General features: G+C 65.4%; 7 protein-coding genes. 4 read left to right on the top strand and 3 right to left on the bottom strand.

Annotation, left to right across the window (positions count from 1 at the left end):
* Nucleotides 1-4: 4 nt before the first annotated feature.
* The 3 genes from FHP08_RS07715 to FHP08_RS07705 all read left to right on the top strand — a co-directional run bounded on the left by FHP08_RS07715 (nucleotide 5) and on the right by FHP08_RS07705 (nucleotide 6,412).
* Nucleotides 5-1,837: an asparagine synthetase B family protein gene (locus tag FHP08_RS07715; protein WP_147703871.1), complete on the top strand. Its 1,833-nt coding sequence runs from the start codon at nucleotides 5-7 to the stop codon at nucleotides 1,835-1,837.
* A complete protein-coding gene (locus tag FHP08_RS07710) occupies nucleotides 1,834-2,823 on the top strand; it encodes a polysaccharide deacetylase family protein (RefSeq protein ID WP_225879075.1) in 990 nt (329 codons plus the stop codon). Before FHP08_RS07715 ends, FHP08_RS07710 begins: the two co-directional genes overlap by 4 nt.
* Before the next feature lie 262 nt (nucleotides 2,824-3,085).
* On the top strand, nucleotides 3,086-6,412 hold the full coding sequence (locus FHP08_RS07705; protein ID WP_147703870.1) for a hypothetical protein: 3,327 nt from the start codon (nucleotides 3,086-3,088) through the stop codon (nucleotides 6,410-6,412).
* Between the two features lie 30 nt (nucleotides 6,413-6,442).
* Here FHP08_RS07705 and FHP08_RS07700 read toward each other — a convergent pair whose 3' ends face one another.
* The 3 genes from FHP08_RS07700 to FHP08_RS07690 are packed head-to-tail and all read right to left on the bottom strand — an operon-like array spanning nucleotide 6,443 to nucleotide 10,002.
* Nucleotides 6,443-7,231 (bottom strand): class I SAM-dependent methyltransferase, encoded by a 789-nt coding sequence (locus tag FHP08_RS07700; RefSeq protein ID WP_147703869.1) that lies wholly within the window; start codon nucleotides 7,229-7,231, stop codon nucleotides 6,443-6,445.
* Complete coding sequence (locus FHP08_RS07695) at nucleotides 7,228-8,700, bottom strand: lipopolysaccharide biosynthesis protein (protein WP_147703868.1); 1,473 nt, start codon at nucleotides 8,698-8,700, stop codon at nucleotides 7,228-7,230. Before FHP08_RS07695 ends, FHP08_RS07700 begins: the two co-directional genes overlap by 4 nt.
* On the bottom strand, nucleotides 8,701-10,002 hold the full coding sequence (locus FHP08_RS07690; RefSeq protein WP_222707846.1) for a glycosyltransferase: 1,302 nt from the start codon (nucleotides 10,000-10,002) through the stop codon (nucleotides 8,701-8,703).
* Between the two features lie 510 nt (nucleotides 10,003-10,512).
* Between FHP08_RS07690 and FHP08_RS07685 the strand changes: the two genes are divergently transcribed.
* Nucleotides 10,513-13,803: a hypothetical protein gene (locus FHP08_RS07685; protein ID WP_147703867.1), complete on the top strand. Its 3,291-nt coding sequence runs from the start codon at nucleotides 10,513-10,515 to the stop codon at nucleotides 13,801-13,803.
* Nucleotides 13,804-13,862: the final 59 nt, after the last annotated feature.

The following is a 13,862-nucleotide window of genomic DNA, read 5'->3' as shown; positions in this document are numbered from 1 at the left end:
GAGCGTGTCGAGTTCCCGTTTGCCGATTCCCTTCCGGGGTCGGATCGATCTGGCCCGCGGCTGTCTGTCGCAGGCTGCGGAGGGCGGGCCTGGCCTGCAGGTGGCGCGCCAGGGCGATGCCGGCGCGATGGTGTTCGGCCGACTGCGCTTTGCCGATCAGCTCCCCGGCAAGCAGCCGGCCGATGCCGCAGCCGAGCTGCTCGCGCGCTGGCGCGCGCAGGGCGATGCGGTGCTGGATGCACTGGCCGGCGAATGGCTGGTGGCCCTTTGGGACGGGCAAGGCGGTGCGCAGGGTAGCGGCCAGGGCCGCGCGCTGATTGCGGTGGACCGCTTCTCCACCTTCCCGCTGTTCTGGGCCGCTCAAGGCGACGCGCTGGGCTTCGCCGCCCGGCCCGCCGACGCAGCCCAGGCCGCAGGCCTGTCCCTTCAGGCCGACTGGCAGTCGGTGTTCGCCTACACCTACTTCCACATGATCCCCGCGCCGATGAGCATCTACGCCGGCGTGCGGCGGCTGGACCTGGGCGAGGCGTTGCGAATCCAGGGCCGCAAGGTCGAGTCCTTCCGCTACTGGAACCCGGTGTTCGACGAGCACCGCCCCTTCGACTTCGCCGCCGAGCGCGAGGCCTTCCTGGCCGCGCTGCGCGACGGCGTCACCGAGTGCACCGCGGGCCTCCGGCACGACCAGATCGGCTGCTTTCTCTCCGGCGGCACCGACAGCTCCACGATCGCGGGCCTGGTCACCCGGCACTACCAGGCGCCGGCCAAGACCTTCTCTATCGGCTTCGACGTGGGCGGCTACGACGAGTCGATGTACTCGCGGCTGGCCGCGAAGCACTTCGGCACCGACCACACCGAGTACTACCTGACGGCCGACGACGTGCTGGCCGGCGTGGAGCAGATCGCCACCCAGTACGAGCAGCCCTTCGGCAACTCGTCGGCCGTGCCCACCTACTTTTGCGCCGGCATCGCCCGCGACAAGGGCGTGACCCGCATGCTGGGCGGCGACGGCGGCGACGAGCTTTACGGCGGCAACGAGCGCTACGCCAAGCAGGCGGTGTTCGCGCTGTACCAGCGGGTACCTGCGCCGCTGCGGGAGTCGGTGCTCGAGCCGCTGCTGTTCGGGCCGATGAAGAACGTGGAAATGAAGCTGTTGGCCAAGGCCCGAAGCTACATCGAGCAGGCCAGCGAGCCACTGCCCGACCGGCTGCAGAGCCGCTACAACCTGCTCAATTTCCTGGGCGCCGGTCGCATCTTCACCGATGCGATGCTCGAGCGTGTGACCGCGGGCCAGCCGCTGGCCCTGGAGCGCGAAGTCTGGGCGCACGGCCGCGCCGCCGCCGAGCCGATGTCCCAACTGAACCACCTGCTCGCCTGGGACTTCAAGTTCACCCTGGCCGACAGCGACCTGCCCAAGGTGACCCGTATGTGCCACGCCGCCGGCGTGGAGGTGGCCTTCCCGATGCTGACCCGCGCGCTGGTGGAGCATTCGCTCAAGCTCGATCCTCGGCAAAAGCTCAAGGGCAGGCGCCTGCGCCACTTCTTCAAGGAGTCGCTACGCGGCTTCCTGCCCGACGAGATCATCGAGAAGAAGAAGCAGGGCTTCGGCGTGCCCTTCGGCGATTGGCTGCTCACCCACGACAAGCTGCGCGCGAAGGCCGATGACGCGCTGCGCTCGCTTGCCGATCGCGGCGTGATCCGGCCCGAGTTTCTGAACGAGTTGCTGGCGCAGCTGGAGTCCGGCCATGCCGGCTACTACGGCACCATGGTCTGGCTCTTGACCGTGCTCGAGCTTTGGATGAGGGCGTCGCCGTTGGCCGACGCCAGGGTGGGGAAGTGATCCTGCGCTGGTTGACTGCCTTGGCGTCGCCGGCCGGTGCACGTGCCAAGTTGGCTACCTTCATCTTCCATAGGGTGCCTGCGGCGCCGGATCCGATGTTTCCGAGCGAACCCGATGCGCGTCGCTTCGATGAGATGGTCCGTTGGATCAGGTCCCAATTCCGGGTGCTCGAGCCGGTCCAGGCCTGCGAACGGCTGATGGCGGGAACACTGCCATCCCGTGCGGCGATCATCACCTTCGACGACGGCTACCGGGACAATCTGGAAGTTGCCACACCGATTCTCGAACGGCATGGGGTTCGGGCCGCGTTTTTCATCGCTACCGGATACATGGAAGGGGGGGCGATGTTCAACGACCGGGTCTTCGAGGCGCTGCGGACGACCGAACGTCGCGAGCTCGACCTCGCGGGGTTGCTCACAGCGGAGGACAAGATCGCCGAACGTCCGGACGAAGAGGGTGCCGTCGTCGTTCGCTTGGGCGAGTTCTCCCAGAGAAGGAGCTTGGCTGAGAGACTCGTGCTGGCCATCAAGCACAGGCCGCCCGAAGAGCGGCTCGACGCAGTCCGGGCCTTGGAGGAGCAGTGCGGTGTCCAGGGTTCGTTCGATCCGATGATGAGCCCCGAAGAGGTGTCCGCGCTGGCAAAGCAGGGTATGGCCATCGGCGGCCACACCCGAACGCATCCGATTCTCGAGTCAGTGCCCGATCCGGTCGCACGTGATGAGATCGAAGGGGGGCGGGCCGATCTGCGGGCGCTGCTCCGCGGCGAGGTCGACCTCTTTGCCTATCCGAACGGGCGGTTCGGCCGTGATTTCAGCGATCGCCATCGTGAGATGGTCGAGGATGCCGGTTACCGCTTTGCGTTCACCACGGACCCGGGCGCAGCGACCGCGCGCTCGGATCCCCGGATGCTGCCCCGGTTCACCCCCTGGGACAGGTCGCATATTCGATTCGGCGTCCGGGCGTTGCGCAATCTGTCGGGTGATTGACTCCGCGGCCGCCTTTCGGCGGGCGGAATCGTCCACCCGAAAGCTGACATTTTTTCCAGCCAGATTCTGTCCGAACCGGTTGTTAGACTCCGCCGCACTCAGGTGTTTTCGGGTGCAGCAAGTGCATTTCTCACAGAAGCGGCGTTTTCGCGGGGCGGCTCTTTCGGCCGTCCTGCTGTTCTCGGGCGTGCTCCAGGGTTGCACATCGAGCGGCGGGGGTTCTGATTCCCCGGAATCTAGGACGGCGGGCACTGTTGTCGACGTGAGCAACAAGCTCTATGTAAGTAGTGCGAGCGGAGTGGCGCTGAGCGCCCAGCCGTTGCAGTTCGGTCGGCCGTTCCGGGTAGGTGAGATCGGCCAGTGCCCGCAGTTGCTGGTCGACGGCCAGTCGGTGGCGAGCCAGTCGGACGTCAAGACGCGGCATGCGGACGGGAGCGTGCGCTTTGCGGTGGTGTCGGCGGTGCTGCCGGCGGTGCCGGCCTCAGGCGGGGTGACGCTGAGCTTTGCCGATGGACCGTGCAACAACGACGGCGCGCTGAGCGCGCAGCAGATGCTGGGCGCGGAGTACGACTTCGACGCGGTGGTGTCGCTCAATGACGGGGCGGCGGGAACGGCGTCGGCGCGGGCGCTGATTGCGGCGGGCAAGTACAGGCTGTGGACGAGCGGCCCGGTGGTGACGACGGCGATCGTGGCCGACCACGAGGGCAAGTCGGCGGACATCGGGGTGGACGGCTACAAGTCGGTGCGCCCGTCGTTCGAGGTGCAGTTCTGGCCGGCGCTCAAGCTCACGCGCACGCGGGTGGTGATGGAGACCACTGACACCGAGAAGGTGCAGAACCAGCGCTACGGGGTGACGATCACGGCCGGGGCATCGAGCCCGCAGCCGGTCTACAGCCGGGCGGACGTGGAGCACCTCTACATGTCGCGCTGGACGAGGACGTTCTGGCGCGGGGGCGAGCCGGCGGCGCTGAACATCGACTACAACGTGGCCTATCTGGCGGCCACGCAGGCGATCCCGAATTACGACGCGTCGATCCGGCTGTCGAGCACGAGCAAGAGCTCGATCGTGTCGGCGTGGCAGGCGGCGCCCAAGGACATCTTCGAGCAGGGGATGTGGAATCCGTCGATGCCGACGACGGGGGGGCGGCCGGACCTGGGGCCGTATCCGAAGTGGATGGTGGCCTGGCTGTACGACGGCAGCGCCGAGCTCAAAGAGGTGGCGCTGGGGCAGGCGGATCTGGCCGGGGCCTGGCCGATGCACCTGCGCGAGGGGTCGGCCGGCAAATACGTGGATCGGGACAAGACCGAACCGGCCCTGGGCCAGCCGGTGTCGGGCTATGCGCGGCCCACGCTGGCGATGCTGGATCTGGGCTACGCCTACTCCGATGCGGCCGACAAGGTGAAGGTCGTCGGCACGACGAACCGGGGGGCGTGGGTGCCGGACAACGCGCATCAGCCGCAGCCGTTCTTCATTCCGTACCTGCTGACCGGCGAGCACTTCTACAAGGAGCAGTTGCAGTTCTGGTCGGGTTTCAGCCTGCTGGATGATTCCCGGGGGCTGTATGGCCTGTACTGCTACTCGAAGAACGCTTCGAAGTCGCACCTGGGGATAGGCGGGCAGATCCGAGGCATTGCCTGGGGCATGCGGATGCTGGGCGAGGCGGCGTGGGCGGTGCCGCAGCAAGAGGCTGGCTACCGAAATTACCTGCACGCTGCGTACGAAGACGTGATCACGCGCTTCGAGGGCACGCGTGGGGTCGTGCGGGGCGGCAACACCAGCCGTGCGGACTGGCAGTGGGCGAATACGGCCGGGGATTGTCACGGCGGGCGTCTGCGAGATGCCAACCCGTTGCGGTACTGGTGGGAGGGGCTCGACGGTTACGGCTCGAACGAGTCGGTCAAGCGTTATGACGCGCCCTGGCAGCACTCATTCCTGATGTATGCGCTGAGCCGTGGCGCGGAACTGGGTTTGCCGGCGGGGGCGCTGAAGGACTGGTTTGCGCCGTTCTTCGTGCGACAGGTGCTCGATGCGGGGGCAGTGCCCTACCACCTGGGCGACTACACCTTGCCGTTCGTGGATGCGCAGACCGGCGCGTTGTACCAGCGGTGGTCGGACGTGGCGGCCGAGTATGCGGATTACACCGGGGCGAGCAAGTGGCCGCCGGCGGCATCGCCGAACTCGAACAGCACGAGTTCCCTGGACCAGGGTTACGGTACGGCGGCGCTGGTTGCGCTGGCCGGCACCGCCGGGGCGCCGGGCAGCGCGGAGGCGTGGTCGCGGTTCGGGGCTGGCCACTACGCCGCCTGGGGCTGGGAGCGGGATCCGAAGTGGGCAATCCTGCCGCGCGGGATCGCGAATGTCGCCACCAAGCAGGGCGAGACCACGATCAGCACGAGCAGCGGCAGCACGACGGCAAGCGCGGGCACGAGCACCGGTACCAGCTCGAGTTCGGGAACCGGCACATCCACCTCGAGCACGACGAGCACGAGCCCCTCGGCGAGCACCGAGGGTACGACGAGCACGGTGACGGTCACCCCGCTGCCGGCCGGCTCGCTGCCGAGTTGGGTGGCGGCCAAGCCGCTCTTCCAATGGTTCCAGATTCCCGGCACGAAGCTGTCGGCCAGCACGGCCTGGCAGGGGTACACGCCGTCCCGGGGCGGTCAGAAGGGCATCCTGGCTTACTCCGGGGGGACCCTGAAGGCCTCGGGCAGCGAGCTGTTCATTGCCGGGGGCGGGCACGCGGACTACGCGGGCAACGAAGTATTCTCGATCGCGCTGCGCAGCGAAACGCCGATCTGGGTGCGGCGAAACAACCCGAGCGCGGCACCGGTGCTGCCGGAGACCGGGACGTCTCATTACCCCGATGGTCGACCCTCGTCGCGGCATACTTACTGGACGCTGCAGTTCAACGACAGCCGCAACCTGTTGATGTTCGTCGGGGCGCCCGCGCTATGGTCCAAGGTTGCCAACGGCACGAGCGAGTTCGATGCCTTCGACCCGGCGAAGAACGATTACCTGCCGGCGGGTACGTTTCCGTCCCAGGGGGGCATAGGTGGGGTAGCACAGGGAATCGCCAAGGACGCTGCCGATAACATCTACGTGCATTCGACCGGCGGCACGATGTACCGCTGGGACAACGCGACCAATACCTGGACGACGTTGGGCAATCGCGGGACCTATTACTACGAGACGCCTTACGCGATCGACACGCGGCGCAACCGGATGATCCGGATGCCCAACGGCACGCTTGCCGGGGCGGTGTTCGACCTGAACAACAACGCGGCGGCCTCGACGCTCACCCTGACGGGCAGCGCCGCGGCAGCAGCCAACGGGCGCGGCTCGCTGGTCTACGACCCGGTGTCCGACGCGTTCTGGTACTGGAAGCGGGGCGACTCCACGCTGTACCGCATCGACGCCGCCACCTTCAACACCACGGCGCAGTCCGTGACCGGAACCGTTCCGCCCAACACCGTGCTCAACGGCTTCTACTACACCTACGGCCGATTCGCCTACGTGCCAGAACTCCGAGGGATCCTATACATGCGCGACGCAGACTCGGACATCTTCTTCGTCAGAACCGGAGCCTGAAGGGACCCCTCGGTTGACAGAACCGATCGCTCAATTCACGCCTGTTTGGGTTGGCTCGCAACGTCGAAGTACCGCAGCCCCCTTCTCCAGATGAAGAAACTCCTGGCGAAATTCCGGGAATTCAGTCTTCCAGCGCTCGAGAATCCTTTGTTCTCCTTCTCGGCTTGCATCGTCCAGAATTATCGTGCTCGATGCGGCAAGCCGCTCATGTAAACGCGGTAGTGCGGGGTAGCGCGCAAGTGGTCCCAAGCCGCCAGGGGGACCATCGATCACTAGGAGATCGACGTTGTCGAGGGTGGCAGGCAGGTTCGAAAGCGAATACCACGGGGTCTCCCCCTCCCGGGTGACCAGTGGCGCATCGATCACGGTCGCCCACTCCTGCAAGCGATGCTCCTTGAGCAATGCTCGAGTCTTGTCGGCATACTGGGGGTCATGCTCCAGACTGTATACATGACCGCGGCCTCTCAACTGCAGGCATCTGGCTGCTATGACGGTGGAGGATCCCGAACTGCACTCGAGGACCGTTCGCACCTCACGGTCGAGGATTTCATTTGCAAGCAGCAGTAGAAAGTCGGGAGAAGCGGCCCAGCCCCGCATGGGAGGGAGTGCTTTCGGAAGCTGCAGGCGACAGCCAAGCGAGAGCAAAGCATGAATCTGGTCGAAGAGCGCTTCTGCCTCTCGCCGTGTCGCCCTGCCATTCTCGGAGATCTCGTAGGTCGCCAAGTGCGTACGTCTGATCTTGTGGAAGCAAGCGGCCAGGACGAGAAGGGTCACGACCAGCAGTGCGGCATTGATCGCCAGCAGACCATTCAGACTCATGGGAACAGACTCCGCAATAGTGGTATGCGAGACATGAGACCTCGAAACATTGGATCCACCGCAAGCGGATGGCGAACCATCCGGAGGGCGACTATCCAGACCGCGATAGTGAGGAGGCCGGCAATCATGACTTTCTGGATCGTGATCGCTCCTGATTGTGTGGTCGGAGACTCGAGTGCAACGAGCAGAGCGGGAAGCAGGCACGCCAATGTCACTGCTGCACTTGAAAGCAGGCCTCGAGAGAGTGTCCGCCAGTCAGTGGCCAGAACTTTTCCTTTGGCCAGATAGAATGCTGGCGTAAAGGCCGCAAATACGATTGCGAAGGAAACTGCAAAGGCTTCCAGCGAGCGGAAATATACGACTACGCCAATCAGCATGGCAGCGCGCAATGGCTGCAGGATCAACTCGGTTCTCGTGGCGATATCGATCCGTCCCACTGCAATTATCAAAGGAAGAACGAGGTTCCAGGTGGCAGCGAATGCCCCGGCGACGCAGAACCATCGTACCAAGGGTGCCGCCTCGTCCCACTGCGGGCCGAACAGGAGCCGCAAGATCTCCAGGGGGAAGATGGCAACGAAGCCGTAGAACGGCCAGCCGATGACGGTGACGACGGACACCGCGTAAGCGAATCCGGACTCCAGTGAACGACCTTCCCGGTGCCCTTGCGCAAAGGCGGGAAACAATACGTTCCGGACCGCAGCCATCAGGTCACGGTGATACAGGTTCATCAACCCCTGCGCGCGACTGATCATCGCAACCGAGCCGAATCCCAGAATCTTGCCGACCGCCAGATCATTGATGTCCATTGCGATCGATGTGACGACATTGGCGGCGGTACTCTGTCCCCCGAAGTTCAGGACTGTTCGCCATTCGCTCAAACTCGGCATCAGCGGGCGGCGGCGGCCCCGAGCGATCCATGCGGCGATGCCGGTCACCAAATTCTTCGACACTGCCCCAACTGCGAGTGCGTCGGGACCGAAGCCGGCATAAGCCAGCGCGATGATGACGATGAAGCCCGCAATGCCGGCAGAGAAGTTCACTGCCATCAACTTCCCGAAGGCCATTTCCCTGCGGAGGAGCGACAGGGAGATCGAACAGAACGGAAGCACCAGAAAATTGAGCGAGGTGATCTGGAGCGTCCGGATCATCGCTTCGTTGCCGTAATAGCGAGCCACCCCCGGCGCTGCAATCAGGATTGCCAGGAACAGCGTGCCCCCCAGCAGTAGTGACATCCCGAATGCGGTTCGGACATGAGCTTCGGTCAGGCCGTGTTCCTGGATCAGGTAGCTGCCGAGTCCGAAATCCCGGATGACCTGGGCAACGCCAATGACCGCGAGCGTCACCGAGAACAGACCGATCTGCTCGGGCGACAGCAGACGTGCGATCAGGATGTTGCTGACGAAACTGAGCGCAATCAGGACATAGCGCTCCGCGAACGACAGGGCAAGAGAAGTTCGAACGCTTGCCATTCAGTGTGTGGCGTCCGCGGCGGTCACAGGAGCAGTCGCTTGGTCTAGCAGCGCCGCCAAATCCCGCGCAAGGTTGCGACGCGAGAACCTGGCGACCTCATTGTCAGGCACGACGTAAGCAGTTCGAGCGCCGAGATCGGAAACGAATGTTCCGAGGACATTCTCGATCGCATTTTGGTCTTCTAGCGCCGCCAGATACGGGGATTTGAGCGACGCGAGCAATTGACCGGTGTCGCCCGCTGGGTCCGTCATTCCGAGGATCGGCCGGCCTGCACGCAGATACTCGTAGAGCTTTGCCGGAATCTGGCCGTTGCAGTTCGCCGCCTGGAGGATGAGAAGTCCATCTGCGGCGCGCATCTCCGCCAGTGCCTCCCGGTAGGGAATCGCGGGGGCGAGATCGATCATGTCCGGGATGCCGTACTTTGCGGCGAGCGAACGGATCAGGTCGTCGTGGGATGACGCGCGAAACCGAAGCCTGAGACGCTTGGCATCCAGGGCACCCCTCCCGCGCAGTGCAGCCAGTGCGGCAAACAACAGCGTCGGATCCCGTTCACTGGGGTAGACGACGCCGCTGTGCAGCAAGACGAGGGGGCGGAAGCCGGTCTGGCGGACGCTACTGGAAATCCTGGAATCCCGCTCTCGATCGGGCTCCGCGTGTCCGGCAACGAAGCTCCCCTCGTCGTATCCGTTCGGAAGGATCACGAACCGGGCCGGGGGCGCGATGTCCACATAGCGATCGGCGTAGAGTGCTCGGGCGCCAGGGGATGTGAACGTCAGGAACCTGGCGCGTTCGGCGGCGCGCCGTTCGATCTTCGAGAAGCTTCTCCAGAGGCGCGGATCTTCCGGGTACCCCTCCTGAGCCATCGGATCCCGAAAGTCGGCGATCCACGGCTTCCCTCGCAGGCGGTGAACCCTTGCCCCGATCGCATGAGCGGAGGCTAGCGGGTAGGTGCTCCATACAGCGTCGACCCGCATCCTGTCGATCAAGCGAACGGCCGCCCATGTGGCGAAGGGGATCCAGGTGGACCAGCGATCAGGGATTGCCGCGGCTCGAAAATAGCGGCCGCCGACCGACAGATGCCGGGCGGCGTCGAGGGCGAAGGCGCGCGTGACTTCAACGCCGGCGGGGATCTCCGACAGAGTCGATCTGTCGGCCTGGGGGTAGGCCCGCTCGTCTGCTGTCAGCACGTGCGGCGTCCAGCCGAACTCCGGGAGATGCTGGGCGAAACGCAGCATGCGTTGCACGCCGCTGGTGCCGACCAGGGGCGGGAAGTGAAAACCGACCATCAGTACACGCTTCATTGGGAGAGGAGTATCGCATCGGGGCAGGCGCGATGTCTGTGCGATCTTGCCGCCCCTGTGGAGCGCGGACGACAGGCCGTTCATCGGCACCCAGATGCCGCGCGGTCTGACGAGCAAGGCAAGCACGCGGACTTGGTGAGAACTTCGTCACGCAGGGGTTCGATCCCGGATCCCCGTGTCGAAGTTTCAAGAGCCAAAATGCGGTCACCGCTCCTGCCCTGTATGTTCTCGATACGGACGGCTGTTCTATTGGCAGCCGTGCTCTTTTCGTCCGGTTGCACGTCCGGCGGCGAGCCCGGTGAGGTTCTGTCGATAGAGGAGGCGGTGCCGGCACGTGCTGCAAGTGCGACAGCCCCTGGAAAAAATCGGGGGGGCGGTAGTGGTGGCTCGATAGAGGTGTCTGACGCATCGCCGGAGACGGTGCTGTCCACGGGCGGCGGCGCAGTTTCTAGCGGGAGCGCGACTGTCGTTGACGTAAGCAACAAGCTCTATGTAAGTAGTGCGAGCGGAGTGGCGCTGAGCGCCCAGCCGTTGCAGTTCGGTCGGCCGTTCCGGGTAGGTGAGATCGGCCAGTGCCCGCAGTTGCTGGTCGACGGCCAGTCGGTGGCGAGCCAGTCGGACGTCAAGACGCGGCATGCGGACGGGAGCGTGCGCTTTGCGGTGGTGTCGGCGGTGCTGCCGGCGGTGCCGGCCTCAGGCGGGGTGACGCTGAGCTTTGCCGATGGACCGTGCAACAACGACGGCGCGCTGAGCGCGCAGCAGATGCTGGGCGCGGAGTACGACTTCGACGCGGTGGTGTCGCTCAATGACGGGGCGGCGGGAACGGCGTCGGCGCGGGCGCTGATTGCGGCGGGCAAGTACAGGCTGTGGACGAGCGGCCCGGTGGTGACGACGGCGATCGTGGCCGACCACGAGGGCAAGTCGGCGGACATCGGGGTGGACGGCTACAAGTCGGTGCGCCCGTCGTTCGAGGTGCAGTTCTGGCCGGCGCTCAAGCTCACGCGCACGCGGGTGGTGATGGAGACCACTGACACCGAGAAGGTGCAGAACCAGCGCTACGGGGTGACGATCACGGCCGGGGCATCGAGCCCGCAGCCGGTCTACAGCCGGGCGGACGTGGAGCACCTCTACATGTCGCGCTGGACGAGGACGTTCTGGCGCGGGGGCGAGCCGGCGGCGCTGAACATCGACTACAACGTGGCCTATCTGGCGGCCACGCAGGCGATCCCGAATTACGACGCGTCGATCCGGCTGTCGAGCACGAGCAAGAGCTCGATCGTGTCGGCGTGGCAGGCGGCGCCCAAGGACATCTTCGAGCAGGGGATGTGGAATCCGTCGATGCCGACGACGGGGGGGCGGCCGGACCTGGGGCCGTATCCGAAGTGGATGGTGGCCTGGCTGTACGACGGCAGCGCCGAGCTCAAAGAGGTGGCGCTGGGGCAGGCGGATCTGGCCGGGGCCTGGCCGATGCACCTGCGCGAGGGGTCGGCCGGCAAATACGTGGATCGGGACAAGACCGAACCGGCCCTGGGCCAGCCGGTGTCGGGCTATGCGCGGCCCACGCTGGCGATGCTGGATCTGGGCTACGCCTACTCCGATGCGGCCGACAAGGTGAAGGTCGTCGGCACGACGAACCGGGGGGCGTGGGTGCCGGACAACGCGCATCAGCCGCAGCCGTTCTTCATTCCGTACCTGCTGACCGGCGAGCACTTCTACAAGGAGCAGTTGCAGTTCTGGTCGGGTTTCAGCCTGCTGGATGATTCCCGGGGGCTGTATGGCCTGTACTGCTACTCGAAGAACGCTTCGAAGTCGCACCTGGGGATAGGCGGGCAGATCCGAGGCATTGCCTGGGGCATGCGGATGCTGGGCGAGGCGGCGTGGGCGGTGCCGCAGCAAGAGGCTGGCTACCGAAATTACCTGCACGCTGCGTACGAAGACGTGATCACGCGCTTCGAGGGCACGCGTGGGGTCGTGCGGGGCGGCAACACCAGCCGTGCGGACTGGCAGTGGGCGAATACGGCCGGGGATTGTCACGGCGGGCGTCTGCGAGATGCCAACCCGTTGCGGTACTGGTGGGAGGGGCTCGACGGTTACGGCTCGAACGAGTCGGTCAAGCGTTATGACGCGCCCTGGCAGCACTCATTCCTGATGTATGCGCTGAGCCGTGGCGCGGAACTGGGTTTGCCGGCGGGGGCGCTGAAGGACTGGTTTGCGCCGTTCTTCGTGCGACAGGTGCTCGATGCGGGGGCAGTGCCCTACCACCTGGGCGACTACACCTTGCCGTTCGTGGATGCGCAGACCGGCGCGTTGTACCAGCGGTGGTCGGACGTGGCGGCCGAGTATGCGGATTACACCGGGGCGAGCAAGTGGCCGCCGGCGGCATCGCCGAACTCGAACAGCACGAGTTCCCTGGACCAGGGTTACGGTACGGCGGCGCTGGTTGCGCTGGCCGGCACCGCCGGGGCGCCGGGCAGCGCGGAGGCGTGGTCGCGGTTCGGGGCTGGCCACTACGCCGCCTGGGGCTGGGAGCGGGATCCGAAGTGGGCAATCCTGCCGCGCGGGATCGCGAATGTCGCCACCAAGCAGGGCGAGACCACGATCAGCACGAGCAGCGGCAGCACGACGGCAAGCGCGGGCACGAGCACCGGTACCAGCTCGAGTTCGGGAACCGGCACATCCACCTCGAGCACGACGAGCACGAGCCCCTCGGCGAGCACCGAGGGTACGACGAGCACGGTGACGGTCACCCCGCTGCCGGCCGGCTCGCTGCCGAGTTGGGTGGCGGCCAAGCCGCTCTTCCAATGGTTCCAGATTCCCGGCACGAAGCTGTCGGCCAGCACGGCCTGGCAGGGGTACACGCCGTCCCGGGGCGGTCAGAAGGGCATCCTGGCTTACTCCGGGGGGACCCTGAAGGCCTCGGGCAGCGAGCTGTTCATTGCCGGGGGCGGGCACGCGGACTACGCGGGCAACGAAGTATTCTCGATCGCGCTGCGCAGCGAAACGCCGATCTGGGTGCGGCGAAACAACCCGAGCGCGGCACCGGTGCTGCCGGAGACCGGGACGTCTCATTACCCCGATGGTCGACCCTCGTCGCGGCATACTTACTGGACGCTGCAGTTCAACGACAGCCGCAACCTGTTGATGTTCGTCGGGGCGCCCGCGCTATGGTCCAAGGTTGCCAACGGCACGAGCGAGTTCGATGCCTTCGACCCGGCGAAGAACGATTACCTGCCGGCGGGTACGTTTCCGTCCCAGGGGGGCATAGGTGGGGTAGCACAGGGAATCGCCAAGGACGCTGCCGATAACATCTACGTGCATTCGACCGGCGGCACGATGTACCGCTGGGACAACGCGACCAATACCTGGACGACGTTGGGCAATCGCGGGACCTATTACTACGAGACGCCTTACGCGATCGACACGCGGCGCAACCGGATGATCCGGATGCCCAACGGCACGCTTGCCGGGGCGGTGTTCGACCTGAACAACAACGCGGCGGCCTCGACGCTCACCCTGACGGGCAGCGCCGCGGCAGCAGCCAACGGGCGCGGCTCGCTGGTCTACGACCCGGTGTCCGACGCGTTCTGGTACTGGAAGCGGGGCGACTCCACGCTGTACCGCATCGACGCCGCCACCTTCAACACCACGGCGCAGTCCGTGACCGGAACCGTTCCGCCCAACACCGTGCTCAACGGCTTCTACTACACCTACGGCCGATTCGCCTACGTGCCAGAACTCCGAGGGATCCTATACATGCGCGACGCAGACTCGGACATCTTCTTCGTCAGAACCGCATCGTAGATCCGCCGCAATCTCCAACATCGTGCCACTGCAAGAAACCCATGCTTCACCACTAGCCC

The organism is Zeimonas arvi (genome assembly GCF_008039575.1).
Classification (GTDB): Bacteria; Pseudomonadota; Gammaproteobacteria; order Burkholderiales; family Burkholderiaceae_E; genus Zeimonas; species Zeimonas arvi.
This window is presented reverse-complemented; position numbering and strand designations above follow the sequence as displayed.